Source organism: Grimontia kaedaensis (assembly GCF_023746615.1).
GTDB classification, from domain to species: domain Bacteria; phylum Pseudomonadota; class Gammaproteobacteria; order Enterobacterales; family Vibrionaceae; genus Enterovibrio; species Enterovibrio kaedaensis.
This window is the reverse complement of sequence record NZ_CP082276.1, coordinates 295,977-315,940: the sequence shown is the minus strand read 5'-3', so window position 1 is coordinate 315,940 and position 19,964 is coordinate 295,977. Positions and strand designations below refer to the sequence as shown.

The following is a 19,964-nucleotide window of genomic DNA, read 5'->3' as shown; positions in this document are numbered from 1 at the left end:
CCCTTCTCCTCAAGTCTTTCGCTTGTTTACGTCTGAGCATGAGCAGGAATCAAAATCTGCGCGTCACCACGACAGAAAAACTGCGTTCCTTACTAACCCAAATCAGTTGTCGAGCCCTGCACAAAGCACTTGTGCTAGATGTTTCCTTACGAGGCGTCCAACGCCCTGCAATCTTCTTCCGACCAGCCAATGCGAATGGTATCGCCACGCTGAAGGTTCGGGTGCCCTTCCGCATTGGGGGTTTTAATAATGAATTCATCGCTCTCGCATACTGAGACGCGGGTACGCAGGTGATCGCCGAGGTAAATCACTTCTTCTACCTTGGCGTCAAAAATATTGGAAAGCACGCCCTGCTCTGGATTAATCACAATGCGTTCTGGGCGGAGGGAAAGGGTGGATTGTTCGCCAGTACTGCCCACAGCCACGGGTTTAGCGGTGATGATATCGCCGTTGGGGATTTTGACCTGACAAGCCTGCTCATTCATTGAAATCACATCGCCGCGCAGACGGTTATTCTCACCAATAAACTGCGCGACAAAAGCGTTAACCGGGCGCTCATAAAGCTCTTCTGGTGTTGCCAGCTGTTGCACTACACCATCGTTAAAAACTGCAATGCGGTCTGACATGGTCAGCGCTTCTGACTGATCGTGAGTAACGTAAATCATGGTCACGCCGAGATCTTCCTGAATATGTTTGATCTCGTACTGCATTTCTTCACGAAGGTTTTTATCCAGTGCGCCAAGTGGTTCATCCATTAGCACCAGCTCAGGTTCAAACACCAGTGCGCGGGCAACCGCCACACGTTGCTGCTGACCACCGGAAAGATGTGCCGGACGGCGATGACCAAAATCAGACAAGCGCACCATATCCAAAGCACGCTTTACCTTTTTTTCGATTTCAGATTTAGACAGATTTCTGACCTGCAGAGGAAATGCGAGGTTTTCCTCTACCGTCATATGAGGGAAAAGTGCATAGTTTTGGAACACCAATCCAATACCACGTTTGTGTGGCGGCAGCTTTTTGATCGGATTGCCGTTCAGGTAGATTTCACCATGAGTAGGCTGCTCGAAGCCCGCCATCATCATTAGAACCGTTGATTTACCTGAACCTGAAGGCCCCAGCAGTGTGATGAACTCACCTTGCTCGATATCCATCTCAAATCCTTTGACCACCAAGGTTCTTCCGTCATAGCTTTTTTGTACATTATCAAAGCGCACAAAAGGCATCCCGGAATTCCCATCGCTCCCACTCTGCTGCATAAATTACGCATTCCTTTACATCACTAATCATTTAGAGCCTATAACACGGTTTTAACAATGATCAAAAAGCGACCACGCGAGTGAGAGACGGATCATGAGCACTCACTTAAAGTGTGAAACATTGCACTGACTTGATGTTGATTCAAATGCCAAAAAAATCACGATTACCATTAGTTATTACTTATATTTTCCAACGCTTTTGATATCTTGGAACCCACAATTAAACGACGATACACCCGAGAATGGAGTCGCTCTCTATGCAATCCCGCTACATACCTTTTGCGCTTCTGGCGCTTTCCGCCTTTGCTTCTGCTGATGAGTGTGGTGATGTCACCATCGCTGATATGAATTGGAACTCTGCTACCCTGATGGCACATGTGGATCAGTTCATTCTGGAAAACGGATATGGTTGTAACGCCGAACTGGTTCCTGGGGATACCATGCCAACCGGTGTATCGATGACCGAAAAAGGCGAGCCTGATATCGCCCCGGAGTTTTGGAGTAACTCCCACAAAGAAATGCTGCAAAAAGGCGTTGATGCGAAGAAACTACGCTTTGCTGGCCCCGCGTTTGCTGAAGGTGGTGAAGAAGGCTTCTGGATACCAAAATACATGGTCGACAAAAATCCAGAACTCGCGACAATTGAAGGCATAAAAGCCAACGCCAAGCTTTTCCCTCACCCTGAAGATGATTCCAAATCAGGCTTTATGACCTGCCCTGCTGGTTGGACATGCCAGATCACTGCAGGTCATCTTTTTGATGCCCTTGACCTTGAAGAAGCCGGCTTTGAAATGATTGACCCAGGTTCAGGCGCAGCGCTGGCAGGTTCAATTGCCCGCGCAAATGATCGCGAGAACTCATGGTTTGGTTATTACTGGTCACCAACACCTGTTCTGGGTCGCTATGACATGGTGAAAGTCGATTTCGGTGTACCGGCAGATTCCGCGCACTACGAAAGCTGTATTACACAAGCTGACTGTACCGACCCGAAAGTGACGGCGTACCCACCATCTGCCGTGAACACCATCACCACAGAAAGCTTTGCGACGGAATCCCCAGCCGCATATCACTACATCAGCAACCGCGCTTACTCGAATACTGATATGAGCGCCATGATGGCGTGGATGGAAGAAAATCAGGCAGACGGTGAAATCGCTGCGTTTGAATTCCTCGAATCCTACCCACAAGTTTGGACCCAATGGGTACCGGCAGACGTGGCTGAGAAAGTAAAAGCGGCAATGTAACAGCACATTCATTATCTCAAAGGGAGGCGTTCGCCTCCCTCTTTATTCGCCTTACTCATTTCCTAAGAACTTCGTTCTGTCCCAACTTATAAACACGGCACTATCACAGGTTGCATAATACTTTCCGCATTCGTCGCTGTTTAAAGTGAGTCTGCATGAAGCGGTACGCTGTTCACCAAAAGGTTTCCGGCATTTCAAACATGCCAATGCACGCCGTTCTTCCTCTCTTTTCGCCAGTATTGGCGACGCTGCCTTTTTTCGTTGAAACAATGCCAAACCGCAACATGTCGCCGGGGAGATCCACGCATGAGTAAATGGTTTATTGGAATGGTGGTTATCGCGGTTCTAGCCTTTGGCACCGTGATTGGCTTTAACCTCTTTGTGAATAAAAAGATTGAGACCACACTGGCTAACCTGCCTGAGCCGGTTTATCCGGTCACGGTTGAAAAGCTCACGCCAACGGTTTGGCCACAAGGTATCAAAGCCATTGGCTTTATCGAGCCCAACCAAGGTGTCTCTGTCTCCAATGAAGTGGCGGGTATTGTCAACGCCATCAACTTCGAAAACGGTGCCAATGTGGAAAGCGGCACTGTGTTGGTCAGCCTTGATTCCTCCGTTCAGAAAGCACAGCTAAAAGCACAGCAAGTGCAACTGCCTTCCGTTCGGGACGATTATAACCGCCTGCGCAAGCTCTATCAGGAACGTTCAGTCTCCGAGCAAAGCGTTGAAGCAGCGCAGTCCAAATACGAAGCCATGCAGGCAAACATTGAAAGCCTGCAGGCGACCATTAATCAGCGGGAAATCAAAGCGCCATTTAGCGGCGTTCTCGGCATTCGCAATATCAATCTGGGTCAGTATGTTTCTGCTGGCACAGACATTGTCCGGCTCGACGATCTCTCTGTCATGCGGGTTCGTTTTAGCGTGCCGCAGGCAGAGATTGGCCAGCTTTCCGTTGGACAAGCCATTTCCCTGACCGTCGAAGCGTTTCCAGGTCGTGAATACAAAGGGAAGATCAACGCCATTCAGCCAGTGGTCAGTGACCAAACCGGTCTGGTGATGGTGCAGGCAGAGCTGCCCAACGAAGACAAAACCCTGCGCGGTGGAATGTTCGCCGCAGTGAATGTTGCACTGTCAGATTTGGACAACCAGGTGGTTGTGCCGCAAACCTCCATTGTCTTCGCCCTCTACGGGAATTCTGTATTTGTCGCAGAGAAGAAAGACGATGAAACCCGCGTCCGGCAGGTCACGGTTGACGTGCTGCAACGGGATGGCAACTTCGCCTTGGTCAAAGGGAATTTGAAGTTTGATGAACAAGTGGTCACGACCGGCATTTTGAACCTTGGCAACAATACCAAGGTGAATATCGTCGACAACCCGATTTCGACACCAGACAGCATGCCGCAACTGTGAGGAACAGATCATGAGCTTCACAGACATATTCATCCATCGCCCCGTCATGGCAGCATCGTTAAGTGTTCTGCTGCTCTTACTTGGCCTCAACGCCATGAAAGACTTGCAGGTTCGGCAATACCCGGACATGACCAATACGGTGATCACCGTTACCACGCCCTATCCCGGTGCCGATGCTGAACTGGTGGAAGGCTTCATCACCCAGCCGCTTGAACAAGCCTTGTCGCAGGTAGATAACCTCGACTTTATGACCTCTGCCAGCCAACTCGGAGCATCGAGCATTACCCTGAACATGATGCTAAATACCAATCCAGAAGCGGCGCTGGCAAACGTGCTTTCGCAGATAAATTCCGTTACCAACCAGTTACCCAAAGAGGCCTATAACCCTTCTGTTACCTCTTCGACAGGCTCCACGACATCCATCATGTATATCTCGTTTTTCAGTGGAGACCTGAATTCCAGCCAGATCGCCGATTATCTCGAGCGGGTGGTCAATCCGCAGCTTTCGACCGTCAACGGCGTTTCCAATATCACCATGATGGGCGGCTCGCCGTTTGCCCTACGCATCTGGCCTGATCCGGAGAAGTTGGGGCAATACGATCTTTCGACCTCTGAGCTAGTTGGAATACTGCAACAGAACAACTACCAGTCCGCGGTTGGTCAGTTCAAAAGCTACTTCACCGTGCTCAACAGCACCATTGATAGCCAGGTCGACACGGTTGCAGGCCTGAAGAATCTGGTCATCAAAAGCTACAAAGGTCAGGTGGTGCAGCTTCGTGATGTGGCGGAAGTGAACCTCAGCAAAAGTAGCGATAGTTCGCGCGCACTGGCTAATGGACGGGAAGCGGTGATCATCGGCATCAATGCCACACCCACCGCGAATCCATTGGATGTGGCCGCAGGCATTCGCGTGTTGTTCGAATCCATTCAGAAAAACCTGCCCTCCACCATTGAAGCAAGCGTGCTTTACGATTCCACCTTGGCGATCACTGACTCCATCAATGAAGTGGTCAAAACCATTGCTGAAGCAGCCGTCATCGTTATCGTGGTGATACTCCTGTTCCTTGGTTCTTTCCGCGCTGTGGTGATCCCGATCGTCACTATTCCGCTGTCACTGATTGGCGTCATGGTCGTGATGCAAGCTTTTGGCTTCACCCTAAATCTGATGACGCTGCTCGCCATGGTATTGGCGATTGGCTTGGTGGTAGATGACGCTATCGTGGTGGTGGAAAACGTCGACCGCCACATCAAAATGGGCACCAAGCCTTTTAAAGCCGCCATTGAAGCTACGCGGGAAATTGCGGTTCCGGTTATCTCGATGACGATCACTCTCGCAGCGGTTTACGCGCCCATCGCATTGATGGGTGGCGTGACAGGCTCGCTGTTTAAAGAATTCGCGTTAACGCTGGCAGGCTCAGTGTTTATCTCAGGGTTTGTCGCACTCACGCTGTCGCCAATGATGTGCTCGAAAATGCTCAAGCCACACACTCATCCGAGTAAGTTTGAAGAAACCGTTGAACGGGTACTCGGTGGCCTCACCAATCAATATCACCACGCGCTTCTGGCCGTGCTTAACCACAAACGCGTCGTCGTCATCTTTGCCATTGTGGTGTTTGCTTCACTGCCGGTGATATTCAAATTCATTCCTTCACAGCTCGCGCCGGATGAAGATCAGGGTGTGGTGGTGGTGATTGGCAGCACGCCTTCCACCTCCAACAATGACTACATTCAGGCCAACATGGAGCTGATTTCCAACATCATCGCCAAACAGCCACAAGCCGAAGCTTCACTGGCGATGATTGGCGTGCCGACAAGTAGTCAGGGCATCGCGATTGGCCCATTAATTCCCTGGACAGAGCGGACGCTCAGCCAGAAAGAAGTCTCAGCCAATATCAACGCAGAGGCGAAGAAACTCCCCGGCATTAACGCCACGGCTTACCAAATGCCCTCGTTACCCGGCGCGTCTGGCGGCTTGCCAATCCAGTTTGTGATCACCAGCCCCGCAGATTTCGAAACGCTTTATGCGGTCGGCAACAAGATTCTGGAAAAAGCCAAAGCCAGCCCGTTGTTTGTGTATACCGACGTCAACCTGAAATACGATTCCGGCTTGGTACAGCTCAAGATTGACCGTGAAGCGGCAGGCGCATATGGCGTGACCATGCAGGCGATTGGCGCAACACTCGGCACCATGATGAGCGGCGGCTACATCAACCGCGTCAACATTGATGGCCGTTCGTATGAAGTGATTCCCGAAGTGGAGCGGGTTTACCGCGCCAACCCTCATTTGATTTCGCAGTTCTATGTGAATGCGCAAAACGGCGAAGCCATCCCGCTATCGAGCTTGGTGAGCTTTACCGTGAATGGACAAGCGAGATCCTTGCCCCACTACAATCAGATGAACTCCATTTCGGTTGAAGCTGTGCCTGCACCGAATGTTGCTATGGGCGATGCGATTGCCTTCTTCGAACAGTTGGCAACCACCGACTTACCGCAAGGCTACACCTACTCCTTTATGGGAGAAGCCCGTCAGTTCGTGGAAGAAGGCAGCTCGCTCTACCTCACCTTTGCCCTCGCCTTGGCCATTATCTTCCTGGTGCTCGCGAGTCAGTTTGAAAGTGTCCGCGACCCATTGGTGATTATGTTTACCGTGCCGCTTGCCATCAGTGGCGCGTTGATTGCCCTTGGGTGGACGCATATCTCAGGCGAAACCTCGATGAACATCTACTCTCAGGTGGGATTGATTACCTTAGTAGGGCTGATCACCAAACACGGCATCTTGATGTGTGAAGTCGCCAAAGAGGAGCAAGTGATGAAAGGCGTTTCCAAACAAGAAGCGATTGTGGAAGCCGCCACCGTTCGTCTTCGCCCAATTCTGATGACCACCTCTGCCATGATTGCGGGTTTGATTCCTTTGTTATTCGCAACAGGCGCAGGTGCCGCATCCCGCTACAACATAGGCTTAGTGATTGTGGCAGGGTTGGCAGTCGGTACCCTGTTTACGCTGTTCGTGCTTCCTGTGGTTTATACCTACATTTCAGGCGGCCACATATACCATGAAGGAGAGCTTGATGAAGATGTGGATGAGGTGAACGAGGAGCATGCTTATCCGAGTTAGTAGCTACTCAGTTAGATAGCGCAAAGCAAGGATTGAAGGTGGTGTTTTGCGTTTATGGTTCCTCCCCCCACTGAAGGGGGAAGTTAGATGGGGAGTTGGTTTTTTGGTTCTAAAGTGGTTTTGGACAAAAGCGTGTTAGAGTCGGTGCTCGAAAGCGTCAGCTTCGGATAACTTCAGGCAGGGGTAATAGAAGTAGACGGCTTTGTTGTTCGAGAGCATTGGCTGCTAGCGCAGCCAAAAGTAGGCTATTGCCTATTGACCTGAGAAGGGCTCATATGTGTTATGTGCTTGTGCCTTTTATCTCCAGATATAGAACAGAAGGAATGCCAGCCTTTTTGTATTTGTACTGGGTAAGCTTATTGATATTTGGTTTAAAACTCACTTGACCAGAGAGATAGGCATTATTGGTTAGTTTTTTTATAACCATCTCACAGAAATCCGCCCACTCATAATTGTATTCATCTCGCTCTATTTCTCTTAAGAAGTAGCTCATCCCTCCAGCTAACCAAAATAAAGTCAGAGCTGTACCCAAGTCACAATGCTCATTATTAGCAATAGTGGTGGGCAACCTCATTCCATCATTCCAGTTGTATGAGTAGGCACATTCCTGAAGAAAGAATGGGTTTACTGATGCTTTGGCGATAGATATAATCTCATCAGTATTTTCCTCATACTGAATTCTATCTAATTGTTTTTTCTCGTTCTCGCTAATCATGATTGCATATAACGTTCGAATAACGGGCGTTTACTAGCCCAAACTGCTTGAAACACCTAAATCACAGCGTTTCCATGAAATAATACGCCACGAGTAAACGTCCCTCGTTCATTCGCTTGTTATGTGTCTGTTGGTACGTCATCCCATGATTCGCCAAAGCCTGACACCCAACTCATGCCGTAACGACGCTCGTAAACAATACCAGTGTCAAGTTCGTTTATATCTGGATCGTCTTCATCTGGTCGGTCGTTGTTAAAACCAAAATCTCGATCTCTAACACGCCAATGTTGGTGGTATAAAAATGACTCCATATTGTCTATGGCTTCCCTATCTCTTAATTCTGAACAGTTGAGAAATTCGTTTGTACTGCTAACAGCTTTAATAACTAACTCATTTTCCCAAATATAAAACTGCTCATCAAAAGCGGGCATTTCATCCAAGCCTTTCAAGCACCAGAGTAAAGAAACAAGTGCTTCCGCCCTCCAAGAGAATTTGACCAAATCTTGGTGATCTGGGCTTGGTGTGTTAATGAATTCAGACTCTAAGGTAGATAAATATTGTTCAATATTATTATTTTCGATCCATTTAGTATTTTCTTCTGGAAAGTGCACCTTTCCTATTGAGGCAATTAATCCAAGAACACGCTCTGCAACCTCTCTGGAGGTTCTAATTTTGATATCCTCTTCAATCTCTTCCATTGAATTATCTAATTCCTATGATTTCGTGGGTGACACATAACTGTGTATTGGATGCTAAAGTGGTGTACTTAAACACCCAATTGTGTCCGCCAATAACAAGCCACTATATCTTAAAAGTAGCTTTCCCTTTGTTTTTATAGCTTTTTCTCTCAATACCAAAAATAGCCTTGTGAAAACACCCCAAAACGGCTCGCTACGGTATTATGCGACATCTTTGCATTTACTGTGTGTATCAACAGTGGAAAAGCACGTTTCAGATTATAAATAGTAGGGTGAATAGGAGACTTTTAAAAACCTCATCAAAAATGATGCTGGCTCACTTTGGGGCAAAAACGTGCTAGAGCAGATCGGCCTAGCACGAGTATGGACAGAAACGTGTTAGGTCTAATGCTCTAAAGTGTCTACTTCGGATAACCTCAGGTTGGGGGGAGCGAAGTGGATGACTTTGTTGTTCGAAGGCAGTGACTGCTCACGCAGTCATAAAGACAGCTATTGCCCATTGACCGGAGAAGGGCCCATATGTGTTATGAGTCATGGCAATAACCCAAACTATTGATAGCTTTTCTAAACAAAGGCTCATGTTCAACATTTATATCAACTAACGCATTATCAATCTGATTTAAATCGGAAAGTTTTGCGAGTAACTTTTCTCTATGTGATTTACGCTTAGCTGGTGTTAAAAGTATCTTGGCTCTCATTTTAATGAAGCCATCTGACTTTCCCATCATTTCGATGATAAATGCTTGAGACTTTGTATAATCCGCATCGGTATAGATAACTTGAAAACAGTCTCGGATAACTTTGTAGTATTTGTGCTGTTCAGCCGGGCATGGAAAGCAACTAGGTTTGTTTACGAGATCACCATCGGCAGCCCTAATAAGAGAACCTATCAATTTCAGAAGCTGTGCTTTCCTCATTTCCTGCATATTCTCGCTTGACACATAACGCCTCAAACACCAGCTTGATGAGGATGGCGGCTTTTTTGGAACAAAAAAGGTGACAGCTTTTCCAAGTCCGAGTGCTTTGACTTGTTATGCATCACAAACCCTGCCAGTCCATAAAAGCCACAATGGCACCATCTTGTTTGGGCTGCTTTGTTGCAGCTTGATTCCATTTTCTAATTAGTTCCAAGTCGTAAGCAGCTTTGGCGATTGCTATTGCATAGTTTGAACAGTATTCAGAAAAAACTGGATCACTAATTTCTAGAAGATTTAAAGCCTCTTCATCTCGGTGAAGATCGAGGAGAACCGCTGCATAGTTGTTTATGAATAGTGGTGAATTTTCACCATTTTCATATGCTGCTTTGCATATCGATACAGCTTTTTCTAATGAATCCGTAAAGTCATCATAGTTACTCCATGCTTTTCGATGAAGCTCTCTTGTCTCTTCAATAATACTCATAATTCGGATCTATTTAGTGCATAACGCTCAAAGCTTTGGCCGCGCTAGCGGTCCAGCTGACTTTGCTTGTTAGCTGGGATGATATATCTACAACATTCTTTTAGCTCTTTCTCAGCTATTGATTTTTCCATATATAGTGCCTCAGAACCCGCACGATACTTAAGACCTAAATTTTCGAAACTGCCAGTGATTTTTAAAAAGTGTTCTTTTCCTGCTTCAATGGGAATTTCAAAACTTAAATCAGGCCACCCAGTATCCCATGCCCAGTCAACGGTCACGCTATGGTTGCCTGGTGATAGATAAATCCATGTATATGCTTTTTCTGGTGGATCGATGATCTTATTGCTGTCAACAAATATACTTGGTGTTCTTAAAGTTGGATACGCGCCCACACGATAAATGTACAAGGTACCACTGTTATCATTAGCGATAGGTGCAGATCTATAAGGCGGCGCATCTTTTGGTATAGAGGTACAACCAGACAAGATACCTAACATTGTGATTGTTAATACTTTTCTCATAATTTTCCTTTGGTGCAGCTAACGCCCCAAGCAGCGGTAAGTAACATTGGCGGGCTTTTTTCCCGCGTAGCGGGTGAGAGAAAAGTGCGCCAATATTATGAATCCGATTGACTTGGTTTGTTATGTTTTTTTCTTTTTAATTTTAACCTCAACAGCATTTTTTGGTAATGAATATACCGCGCCTACTGTTCTGATGTTAACTCTCGCATCCTTTGAAGGAACTAACTCTCCTAGCATTTCCATTTTTAATCTTGGACTTACAAAGTCTGAAACAAATGTAATTGGATTTTGTGTCGTTAAAGCTCCTTTTCTATCTTCCATATAAAGAGCTATGAGCTCCTCAAAACCTTTTGATAGAGACTCTTCAAACAATTTAAACTCAACATCGTCCACACCGTCTGAAATAGATTTTTTCGAAACTTTCACGGGTGTTTGGTACATATACTTCCCAATCCAGTTGCCCTTTTCACCGGGTGCAGTTTCAACAATCATAGCCGACCCAAGTAGTAACTGCTCATCATCAGTTTTTGAAACATATATATAAGGACTTACAGAAATTGAATTAGATGTGTTAGTTGAAAGTTCTAATCCACTTTTCTCAGAAGCTTTCTTAAAAATATCTTTTGGATCGATAGTTATTTTACCTTTAAGAGCTTCTACATCCTCTTCTGTATTTGATTTTATTGCTGCAATATTAGCCGCAACGCCAATTGGCCCGAGAAGTAAACCAACTCCGACACCACCTCCTCCAAAGTTTTGTTGATAATATATATCCTTGTTTTCATTTAGATGCATTAAAGTGTGATTCGTTTGGTTTAATAACTCAGAGTAACCAACTTCATGCGTTACCTTATTAGTTGTAATGGGTGGAGAAGATTGATATTTCACAGACGCACAACCAGATAAAACTGACGTTATCAAACAGGCTATTAGAACTTTTCTATTAGATTTCATTACTACTTTCCCTTTTTACTTCTTCCAATACTACATTTGGATACTGACTAAAACATAACGTTGCAATAACGGGCGCTTACCAAACCGCCCAAAACCGCCTTAATACTTTGTATTTACATCACTTTAAAAAGCTGCCGCATTGACAAAGCGTCCACGTTCATAGCCTTGTTAACGCTCTATCTTGCAGCGCGATCCAGCTCTCGTGTATCCGTGTAAATCGCCATGAAGTTTTCCGCTAGTTGCGATGGTACTCCAACCAGAATAGTAGCGCTGCTATCCCAGCAACCTATTTCAAAAAGTGCCCGATCTAGTTGAGGTTCTGGGTTGGAACCATTCCAGTAATCAGGATTTCCATCTATATAAGGCTTTTCAGTAACGTCAAACTTTGTACCTATTGGAAATGCTGTGAAAACAGCCCAAATAAACTGAATTTTATTTCCCTGAATTAGGGAGTCCAAAGACTCACCACTGTACCATCCCTCATCAACAAGATATCCATTTGTCTCTATGTCGCTGATATACCAGTCATAGTCTGTACAGCTTATACTTAATGCAGAAAATACATCGGTCATGTATGTGAAATATTTCACTTGTGCAGTATTTTCGAGAATTAAATTCATATGCATATAGAGTTAACAACTTATTAGCAGGCATAAAGCCCGATTAGTCCGCGTACACTTAAGTCACTTTACCATATAGCTTCGTAGAATCAGTGGATTAACTTATTGGCTTTTGGTCCAAAAATGAGAAATCGGGCGTCCCGAATTTAAAGCGTGCACATTTTTACTATATACATATCCCTGTATTTTTATACACAGGGAGTGCATTAGAAAAATTTGGCCATTGTACGTCGATTCGAGTGCTGGATTGTTCGAAAAGCTAACTCACTTTGGGGCAGAAACGTGTTAGAGATTGCGTTTCGGACTGCACAGTTCGGATAACTTCAGATAGGGGAAAGCGAAGTAGACGACTTTGTTGTTCGAGAGCATTGGCTGCTAAAGCAGCCAGAAGAATGCTATTGCCTATTGACCGGAGAAGGGCTCATATGTGTTATAGCTTAACATCTATTAATCTGCTCTAGCATCAAGCCATTCTACAAAGGAAAGATGCACTTCTGGTGCATTTAAACGCTTGGACCACGAAGTAGCTTTGGTAAAAGGGATATCTGAATCTGAAACCCACACACTTAGATAATATTCTGATGAAAATAAACCTTTTTTGTTTAATTTTTCCATTGTTCGTACAGCAAGCTGATAAATACGATTTCTATATTCAGCATGCCAGTTATCATCATTGTCATAATCTTCACATTCTTCATATAAAGCGTTTATAGAGGAATGTAGATCATCTAATTTGGGTGTATTTTCTTCTTTATCCCAATTATCAGGATTGTATAAGAAGTCAAACTCAGTTCCATAATCTTTAAAATTATCCATACCCGATTTAGTTGCCACACGAGGCGAAAATACAACTCCTGAATCATCAGAGCAAATGGAAAAACCTAGAATATTTTCTTTGCCAGCCTTTTCAAGGCAAAGTGAGAATGATTCTTCAGTTGCAGTGACCATACTCTCTAGTAATTCTTCTTCATCGTGCACGATATTGAATTCCTTTCAAGCTATAACGGTCGGCTCACCGAGCAGATTTTTGATGGCGGCTTTTTGCCACTCAAAAAAGTGACAGCGAAAAATTGTCCGGTGCAGTCGGTTATAGCTGGACTTTGCCCATGCCTATCCATTGCACTTTAAATGCTTGTTCTTTTTTCACGTGATCGATTACCAAAGCGCCAATTGCAATTACAAATTGGTCTCCTAGGTTGAAACCATTAAAATCCTTAAATCGTGGCACCAACGTAGCATTATTAAGTGTGTACTTCGTTACGCCAGGCTCCCAATACGCTGTAAATTGATGCTCATTATCGATTATGAGTTGAATTGCGTTTGGTTCATTTGATTCTTGCCCAGGGATAGCCGAAAATTTATAGCCTGAAGCATCTAGCTCAATTTCAATAACTGGTTTTATTGCGTAGTACTCGCCCACTTGACCTTCGGCCAACCCTATTTGGATATGCTGTTCATCAACTGCAATTACTTGCATTCCCGCCGCACTAGCAGTGGCTGAGGCAATACCAAATAACGATGCTAGAAATTTCTTCATGGCTTTCCTTTTGGCTATAACGCTGCCATAAACGGCGCGCGTGTTTTGTGAGTCCAGCTCCCGAAGGGGGCGATGTTTGATGGCCTTGATATTTAGGGGATAATACCGGAACTAAACATAGCATGAGCCTCAGAACACTCTTTATCGCCTAAAGCTGCACATTTTTCCCACAATAGCAATGCATCTTCTTTGTTTTTCTCGACACCATGCCCCATCACGGTGGCCCAGCCAAGGTTTCTCATAGCTCTCGTGTTACCGTCTAACATTGCTTCTCTGTATAGTTCGATAGCAGCGCTATAGTCTTTTTCTACTCCCCGTCCGTTTTCGTACATGTAGCCTAAATTTACTTTGGCTTGAGAATGTCCAAGACCTGCTGCTTTTTTATAATACTCAACAGCTTTATAATCATCCTGAACTGTACCTAAACCTTTCGCATGCATTACGCCTAGGATATTTATCTCTTCTGGGTCTCCATTGTTGGCTAACTGGACTTGGTTTTCGAACTTCACCTTCCAAGTTAGTTCATCAGATGTTGATTTACATCCAATTAAAAATGACCCTAACCAAAATACCATGAAAATTTTCTTCATTTATACATCCTTGTAAATATAACAGTGTATTGGACGCTCAAGTGGCATATTTAAACACCGCATTGTGTCCAACAATAACAAGCCACTGTATTTTTAAAGTAGCTTTCCCTATGTTTTAAAAGCCCTTTCTCGCGGTGCTAAAAATGGCCTTGTGAAAACGCCCCAAAATGGGGCTACGTAGGTATTATGCGACACCTTTGCGTTTACTGTGTGTATCAACAGTGGAAAAGCACGTTTCGGATTACAAAAAGTAGGGTGAATAGGAGACTTTTAAACACCTCATCAAAAATGATGCTGGCTCACTTTGGGGCAAAACCTTCTCTGAGCCAAACCCCACCCTCACTTTCCCCTTCAATAGGGGAATGAACCAAGAGCGAACTAAGCCTTACTAAACGTTCTCGCACTCCACGTCGCTTCTACTGGTTGCTTGCCGCAACAGAGCGCCATGATGATGCCAAAACATGCACCTTGGGTGATCATTGCCGTGCCGCCGTAGCTGATAAATGGCAGCGGGCTTCCCATTACGGGTAGCAGCCCACTCACCATACCCAAGTTGATAAAGGCGTAGAGGAAGAAGCTCATTGCCAATGCACCGCTGACTAGGCGGGAAAACGGTGAGGCTGTGTTGACTGCCAGCCATAAAGCACGGCCTGAGATAAACAGATACAGCGCAATCATGACCGCACTTCCCAAAAAGCCCCATTCTTCTGCGAAGGTCGAGAAGATAAAGTCAGTGTGGCTTTCTGGGATGAATCCCAACTGCCCTTGTGTCGCGTGCATAAAGCCTTTACCGCGCACTCCGCCGGAGCCAATGGCAATCAGAGATTGGATGATCTGGTATCCCGCGCCGAGTGGGTCAGATTCTGGGTTCAAAAACTGGGTGACGCGAAGTTTCTGGTAGTCCGCCATAAAGAAGAACCACATCACTGGTACTGTCGCGGCAACTGCTGCTAACACTGAGCCAATGATCTTCCAGCTCATACCTGCTAGATACAGCACGAACAGTGCGTACATCACGGTAAAGATCGCGCCGTCCAAGTCTGGCTGAATCACAATCAGCCCTGCGGGTAATGCTGTGACTAACGCGCAAAGTCCAATCTTTTGCAGACCTGGCCTGCCGGGGTCTCGCACTATCAGCCAGGCGACAATCATAGGTACCGCCACTTTCACAATTTCAGAAGGCTGAAAGCGGATAGGGCCAAGCGCGAGCCAGCGTTTGGCGCCGTTCACCGTGTCTCCCGCCACAATCACACCAAGCAAAAGCACAATCGCCAAACCAAAAAGGTGCGGTGTGAGTGCCCGGTAGGTTTTGGCGGGGATCAGTGAGAAAAACAGTAAGGCCAACAGCGCAATCATGGCCCGGGCGACGTGTCTCTCAAGGGTGGGAACACTGTAGCCGCTCGCGCTCCATACACTCATTGAGCCAAGGGTGATAAGCGAGACAATCGCGATCAGCAACGGAATATCCAGTCGTGGGCGCAGTACATTCATGGGTTAAAACGTCTTCGTTAAGATCAGAAAAGCCACGTCGGTTTTGCAAGCGACGTGGCGATGAAATAGGTCAGGGTTAAGCTTACGCTGAAGGTGGTTTATTGCCTCTCAGCAATTTGCGGACTCGCCAGGTAATCGCAGTCAGAATCGCGGCACAAAGCGTGATAACAGGAGCTGCCATCAGCCCCATGGTTACCGCTCGTCCAAGCGCGTCTGGCAGTGAAGGCAGCAGGAACCCGATGCCCGCCAGCAGGAAGACCCAAAGGGTCGCACTCAACCACGCGAAGTAATGGAAACGTGGTGCTTCTTTCACGCGGATGCCCATCATCATCGGCACAATCGAGCGAACACCCGGAATAAAGCGCGCAGCAAAAAGAGCCACCAAACCATGCTGACGCAGTAAAGCATCGACGGTTTTCATGTTCTTTTCCGGCACTTTCTTCAGCCAGGATTGCACCATTGGCAACTTGTTCAGCCAGCGACCTTGCATAAAGGCCATCCAACTTCCCATTGAAGCCGCCACAATCAGCAGTGGGAATGCGATAGCTGGCGTTAGCACACCGACGGCAGCCAAAGTACCGACCAGCACAACCACGCTGTCGCAAGGTAAGGGAGCCGCTGGTAAAAAGCCGCTTTCAAGGCAAATCAATACAGCCACGATGATGTAGATTAGGGTCGCGCTGCCGGGAGCCAGCAGCGCATCGAAATTCTGGTTCCACAAGGCCACCAGCACTTCCTGAATTGCTTCAAACATATTCTCTCCAAGAATCAAAATTAACAGGGTTAGGTGATGCTGGAGAAACCTTCCCTTGAGTGGATAAAGCGGAACTGGAGGTGGCAAGGTGCGAAGAAGCCTGTGATGTTCTGTCGGCTCTGGCGAGTACAGAAGTAGCCTGACGACAAAAGGCCCAAGAGAAGCAGAGAAATGCCTGAAGCCGGAAACGCTGAAAGTGATGAAGGTTCGTCATCGATAAACTCGACGTCATCGGGAATAATGCGTGATGCCATGGTGCGAAGCAGCGAATACTCTTCTTTCGCCAGCGGCACGCCTTCCCTATCCTGCAATGCTGCGTGATGCCCCTGCGCCAAATCGACCCCAATAACCCCCACAGCGCCGCTTAACAGCAGCACCATCATCAGGGCAACATAGAGGGGAAGTCGCGTGGTTGGCGTTTTCACAGCGTATTCTCAAAGGTCAATTCAGGCAGAATTTACTGCTAAAACCACAAAAAGAACAACACTTTTTATCGCTTATGACGACCTTGCATAAGGCGGCGATTTTCCAACCAAAAACCGCCTGAAAAGCGCGCTATTTTTCTTCGTTTTTCGACCAGTTTTGGCGCACGGATTCACTGAGGAAAGTCCATGCCACAATACGCGTTACTTTCTGGCCTTGTGCCATTTCGATAGTGCGGACATCTTCGACTTTTAACGCCTTCAGTTGCTTGTAGATACCCGGCAGGTTTTCTTTCTTCGAAACCATGGTGGTGAACCATAGACATTGGGTTTTGAAGTCGGCACTTTGCTCTATCATTCGCTTGATAAAAGCAGCTTCGCCACCCGGACACCAAAGCTCTGCGTTCTGTCCACCAAAGTTCAGCACTGGTTTGCCCTTGCCTTTCATTGGCTGCGCTTTGAAGGGTTCTGAGCCTTTCTTGCGGGCATTGGCGGCAAGGTTCTTCACTTTGCGCTCAGAGCCTTTTGTTGCCTCAGCCATCGAAGCATGGAAAGGCGGGTTGCACATGGTGAAATCAAAACGCTCTTTAGCGTTAATCATGCCTGCGAAAATGTGGCCTGGGTTCTTTTGAAGACGGCATTGAATGCCCCCTTTTAGGCTTGGGTTCATCTCCACCATCAGCTTCGCGCTTTTTACGGATACTGGGTCAATATCCGCACCCACGAACTGCCAGCCATAAACGCGATGGCCAACCATCGGGTACACGCAGTTTGCGCCCATGCCAATATCCAGCCCCTTCACGGCTTTGCCTTTGGGAATTCCTCCGCTGTTAAATTCAGCCAGCAGATCTGCCAAGTAATGCAGGTAATCCGCGCGGCCGGGGATTGGTGGGCAAAGATAGCCTTCTGGAATATCCCAGAAACTGATTTGGTAGAAGTGTTGCAACAGAGCCTTGTTAAGGGTTTTGACTGCTTGCGGGTTGGAAAAATCGACGGACAAATCACCGAACGGGTTCTTCTTCACAAAGGCTTTAAGCTCTGGCGTGCCTTTCATCAGCACCGGAAAATCGTATCGCGCACGATGGGGATTTCTTGGGTGCAGACCTTTCTTTGGTTGTGACGTGGTTTTGTTCGGTTTTGTCATGGTGACGCCCAGTCGACTTTGTCCGGAAATTGCAGGGCAGCGATTCTAGCACGACAGTCAGAAATTCCGAGCTGATTTCCGCTAGTTGTAAGGTCTTTCGATACTGTGTTCAGTCGGCTGCGGTGTCACTGTCATCACCTTCACGCCACTTGGTGTATCAAAGCGGTGCCAGACATTTTCCGGCACCACGACCAACTCCCCTGCAGATAAGGAAATGGGTGTTTCTTCTTCGCCATTGAGCAGGAAAATGGTGGTTTGCCCTTCCAGTACATGCACCAGTTCGTCGCCCGGATGACGTTCCCACTCACTCTTTCCTTCATAGTGGGCAATGAAAACGCCACCATCGCGATACTCCGAAAGCGTGGCAAAGGCATTTTCCCCCTCGCCACTCAGCGAGTGTTCCGGCGTACGATCTTCCAGAAACGTGACTTTCTCAAATGCATCCTTGAGGTTGACTCTGCTTCCTTTCATACCCTTTCCCTTCTTTGGGTAAATTAATTGAGCTTCTTAAACCACTGATCCAGCTTCTCGCCCGCTTTTTCGCCGTGTTCTGCTTTCACATGCATCACGACCGCAGCTGCGGCTGCCGCCAGTACACCGAGGTCATCAGAGAAGCCAACGGCAGGTGTCAGGTCAGGAATAGCGTCAATAGGCGCGATAAAGTAGCCAAGCGCAGCGAAAATAGTGGTTTTCGCCCATTTGGGTGTATCGTCATCTGTCGCGGAATAGTAGAGCTTGAGGGCATTTTCCAATACGTCGTAACCTGCTTTTTGCGCAAAGTTGCGGGCTTTGGTCCAAAAGCCATCGTCAGAAAACTCATCCAGATATTTGTTGTCACTCACGGCGCAATCCTTCTCATTTAGAATGACTCACTTCAATCTACATCCTTCACCCTTTTTGCGCCTCAATCGAAAGTGAGAACTTCATCAAGATGAGAACTTTTTCACAGTCGGCAAAATTGAGAAATTTGCTGATGGATTAGACTGTTATAGTGGCACGCTAGTTTGAACTCTAAGAAGGTTAAGGAAAACGGCTGATGAACAAGTGGTACATGGTTCGCCGATGGATCACCTCTCAATTTCAGCGTTTAAGCGGGAAGCACGTTATTACTGCAGTTTTGGCCTACGCGGTCATAAGCTGGGTGCTGCTCCGCTTGGCGGGAGAACAGGCACTCACTTCTCCCTTCGTTGATTATATCTATTATCTGTTAGTGACCGCGTCTACCGTGGGTTACGGCGACATGTCTCCCACTACAACGGCGGGTAAATGGATTGTCGCACTGTTTGTGATCCCTTGTGGACTAAGTATTTTTGCCATCGGTGTAGGCCGCTTGGCGGGTATCACCATTGAGTATTGGCGCAAAGGACTTTTAGGAAGAAGGAGCATTGACGTGGCCGGACACATTTTGATTTTGGGTTGGAACGAAAGCCGAACCCTTCACCTCATCGACATGCTTCTGCACGAAGAAAAAGACAAGCGCCCTATTGTGTTATGTGTGCGTGCTGACATCGAAAACCCGTTACCAAAGGAAATCGATTTTGTCCGCACCGCTAGCTTTACTGATGAAACCGCCATGAGTCGCGCTGGCGTCTCCGATGCTGACTGCATCATTATCGATAACCCGGAAGACGACATCACTTTCGCTGCTGCCCTATTCTGCGCCAGCAAAAATCCAGATGTCCATATTCTCGCTTACTTCCAGGAAGAAGTGCTGGCCAGCCTGTTGAAAACACATTGCCCGAACGCAGAGTGCATTCCTTCTGTGTCAGTGGAAATGATGGCGAAATCCGCTGTGGATCCGGGCTCTTCAGAGCTTCACCATGAGCTGTTGAATACGCGAAAAGGCATGACGCAATATGCGGTCACTTACCCGGGCGATGCACAATACACCACGGTTGAAGCACTCTTTCTAAGGATGAAGAAGGAGCATGATGCGACGCTGATTGGTTTCCGACGCGATAGCAATGTCAGGCTGAACCCGCCGCTTGATCAGGAAATCAAGCCGAACGATTTGCTGTTCTACATTGCCGATGAAAGGGTGTCCGACTTTAAGTGGGATTGATTTAACCCCACAGATAGCAACGACAAA

At 46.8% G+C, this 19,964-nt stretch carries 21 protein-coding genes; 4 read left to right on the top strand and 17 right to left on the bottom strand.

Annotated features, from left to right (window positions below; translation table 11 throughout):
- Nucleotides 1–146 precede the first annotated feature (146 nt).
- Nucleotides 147–1,259 carry an ABC transporter ATP-binding protein gene (locus K6Q96_RS18305; RefSeq protein WP_002539970.1) on the bottom strand — a complete coding sequence of 371 codons (1,113 nt, stop codon included), beginning with the start codon at nucleotides 1,257–1,259 and terminating at the stop codon, nucleotides 147–149.
- A gap of 257 nt (nucleotides 1,260–1,516) precedes the next feature.
- Here K6Q96_RS18305 and K6Q96_RS18300 point away from each other — a divergent pair, with 257 nt between their 5' ends.
- The 3 genes from K6Q96_RS18300 to K6Q96_RS18290 all read left to right on the top strand — a co-directional run bounded on the left by K6Q96_RS18300 (nucleotide 1,517) and on the right by K6Q96_RS18290 (nucleotide 7,028).
- The gene (locus K6Q96_RS18300; RefSeq protein WP_251881659.1) at nucleotides 1,517–2,503 is read left to right on the top strand and encodes an ABC transporter substrate-binding protein; all 987 of its coding nucleotides are present in this window, start codon (nucleotides 1,517–1,519) and stop codon (nucleotides 2,501–2,503) included.
- 306 nt (nucleotides 2,504–2,809) lie between these two features.
- Nucleotides 2,810–3,913 carry an efflux RND transporter periplasmic adaptor subunit gene (locus K6Q96_RS18295; protein WP_251881657.1) on the top strand — a complete coding sequence of 368 codons (1,104 nt, stop codon included), beginning with the start codon at nucleotides 2,810–2,812 and terminating at the stop codon, nucleotides 3,911–3,913.
- A gap of 10 nt (nucleotides 3,914–3,923) precedes the next feature.
- On the top strand, nucleotides 3,924–7,028 hold the full coding sequence (locus tag K6Q96_RS18290; RefSeq protein ID WP_251881655.1) for an efflux RND transporter permease subunit: 3,105 nt from the start codon (nucleotides 3,924–3,926) through the stop codon (nucleotides 7,026–7,028).
- 280 nt (nucleotides 7,029–7,308) lie between these two features.
- Here K6Q96_RS18290 and K6Q96_RS18285 read toward each other — a convergent pair whose 3' ends face one another.
- From K6Q96_RS18285 to K6Q96_RS18210, 16 genes are all read right to left on the bottom strand, one after another.
- Nucleotides 7,309–7,743, bottom strand: coding sequence for a DUF4274 domain-containing protein (locus tag K6Q96_RS18285; protein ID WP_251881653.1), 435 nt, complete (start codon nucleotides 7,741–7,743; stop codon nucleotides 7,309–7,311).
- Between the two features lie 119 nt (nucleotides 7,744–7,862).
- Nucleotides 7,863–8,441, bottom strand: a complete 579-nt coding sequence (locus tag K6Q96_RS18280; protein ID WP_251881651.1) for a DUF4272 domain-containing protein — start codon at nucleotides 8,439–8,441, stop codon at nucleotides 7,863–7,865.
- A 524-nt stretch (nucleotides 8,442–8,965) separates the two neighbouring features.
- Entirely contained in the window at nucleotides 8,966–9,382 is a 417-nt protein-coding gene (locus K6Q96_RS18275; protein ID WP_251881649.1) for a hypothetical protein, read from the bottom strand.
- A 97-nt stretch (nucleotides 9,383–9,479) separates the two neighbouring features.
- Entirely contained in the window at nucleotides 9,480–9,842 is a 363-nt protein-coding gene (locus tag K6Q96_RS18270; RefSeq protein WP_251881647.1) for a hypothetical protein, read from the bottom strand.
- A gap of 44 nt (nucleotides 9,843–9,886) precedes the next feature.
- Nucleotides 9,887–10,363 (bottom strand): DUF2846 domain-containing protein, encoded by a 477-nt coding sequence (locus K6Q96_RS18265; protein ID WP_251881644.1) that lies wholly within the window; start codon nucleotides 10,361–10,363, stop codon nucleotides 9,887–9,889.
- A 120-nt stretch (nucleotides 10,364–10,483) separates the two neighbouring features.
- Nucleotides 10,484–11,317 carry a hypothetical protein gene (locus K6Q96_RS18260; RefSeq protein ID WP_251881642.1) on the bottom strand — a complete coding sequence of 278 codons (834 nt, stop codon included), beginning with the start codon at nucleotides 11,315–11,317 and terminating at the stop codon, nucleotides 10,484–10,486.
- Between the two features lie 176 nt (nucleotides 11,318–11,493).
- The gene (locus K6Q96_RS18255; RefSeq protein ID WP_251881640.1) at nucleotides 11,494–11,943 is read right to left on the bottom strand and encodes a hypothetical protein; all 450 of its coding nucleotides are present in this window, start codon (nucleotides 11,941–11,943) and stop codon (nucleotides 11,494–11,496) included.
- Between the two features lie 441 nt (nucleotides 11,944–12,384).
- A complete protein-coding gene (locus K6Q96_RS18250) occupies nucleotides 12,385–12,915 on the bottom strand; it encodes a DUF4303 domain-containing protein (RefSeq protein ID WP_251881638.1) in 531 nt (176 codons plus the stop codon).
- Nucleotides 12,916–13,024: 109 nt separating this feature from the next.
- Nucleotides 13,025–13,474 (bottom strand): hypothetical protein, encoded by a 450-nt coding sequence (locus K6Q96_RS18245; protein WP_251881636.1) that lies wholly within the window; start codon nucleotides 13,472–13,474, stop codon nucleotides 13,025–13,027.
- Nucleotides 13,475–13,566: 92 nt separating this feature from the next.
- Complete coding sequence (locus K6Q96_RS18240; protein ID WP_251881633.1) at nucleotides 13,567–14,064, bottom strand: tetratricopeptide repeat protein; 498 nt, start codon at nucleotides 14,062–14,064, stop codon at nucleotides 13,567–13,569.
- A 378-nt stretch (nucleotides 14,065–14,442) separates the two neighbouring features.
- Nucleotides 14,443–15,555 (bottom strand): rod shape-determining protein RodA, encoded by a 1,113-nt coding sequence (gene rodA / locus K6Q96_RS18235; protein WP_251881631.1) that lies wholly within the window; start codon nucleotides 15,553–15,555, stop codon nucleotides 14,443–14,445.
- Nucleotides 15,556–15,637: 82 nt separating this feature from the next.
- On the bottom strand, nucleotides 15,638–16,309 hold the full coding sequence (locus tag K6Q96_RS18230; protein WP_251881628.1) for a DedA family protein: 672 nt from the start codon (nucleotides 16,307–16,309) through the stop codon (nucleotides 15,638–15,640).
- Between the two features lie 29 nt (nucleotides 16,310–16,338).
- The gene (locus tag K6Q96_RS18225; protein WP_251881626.1) at nucleotides 16,339–16,734 is read right to left on the bottom strand and encodes a hypothetical protein; all 396 of its coding nucleotides are present in this window, start codon (nucleotides 16,732–16,734) and stop codon (nucleotides 16,339–16,341) included.
- Nucleotides 16,735–16,864: 130 nt separating this feature from the next.
- Nucleotides 16,865–17,875 (bottom strand): 23S rRNA (adenine(1618)-N(6))-methyltransferase RlmF, encoded by a 1,011-nt coding sequence (gene rlmF, locus K6Q96_RS18220; protein WP_251881624.1) that lies wholly within the window; start codon nucleotides 17,873–17,875, stop codon nucleotides 16,865–16,867.
- 81 nt (nucleotides 17,876–17,956) lie between these two features.
- Nucleotides 17,957–18,346, bottom strand: coding sequence for a cupin domain-containing protein (locus K6Q96_RS18215; RefSeq protein ID WP_251881621.1), 390 nt, complete (start codon nucleotides 18,344–18,346; stop codon nucleotides 17,957–17,959).
- A 23-nt stretch (nucleotides 18,347–18,369) separates the two neighbouring features.
- Nucleotides 18,370–18,717: a YkvA family protein gene (locus K6Q96_RS18210; RefSeq protein ID WP_165013929.1), complete on the bottom strand. Its 348-nt coding sequence runs from the start codon at nucleotides 18,715–18,717 to the stop codon at nucleotides 18,370–18,372.
- A 194-nt stretch (nucleotides 18,718–18,911) separates the two neighbouring features.
- Between K6Q96_RS18210 and K6Q96_RS18205 the strand changes: the two genes are divergently transcribed.
- Nucleotides 18,912–19,937, top strand: coding sequence for an ion channel (locus K6Q96_RS18205; protein WP_251881619.1), 1,026 nt, complete (start codon nucleotides 18,912–18,914; stop codon nucleotides 19,935–19,937).
- Nucleotides 19,938–19,964 lie beyond the last annotated feature (27 nt).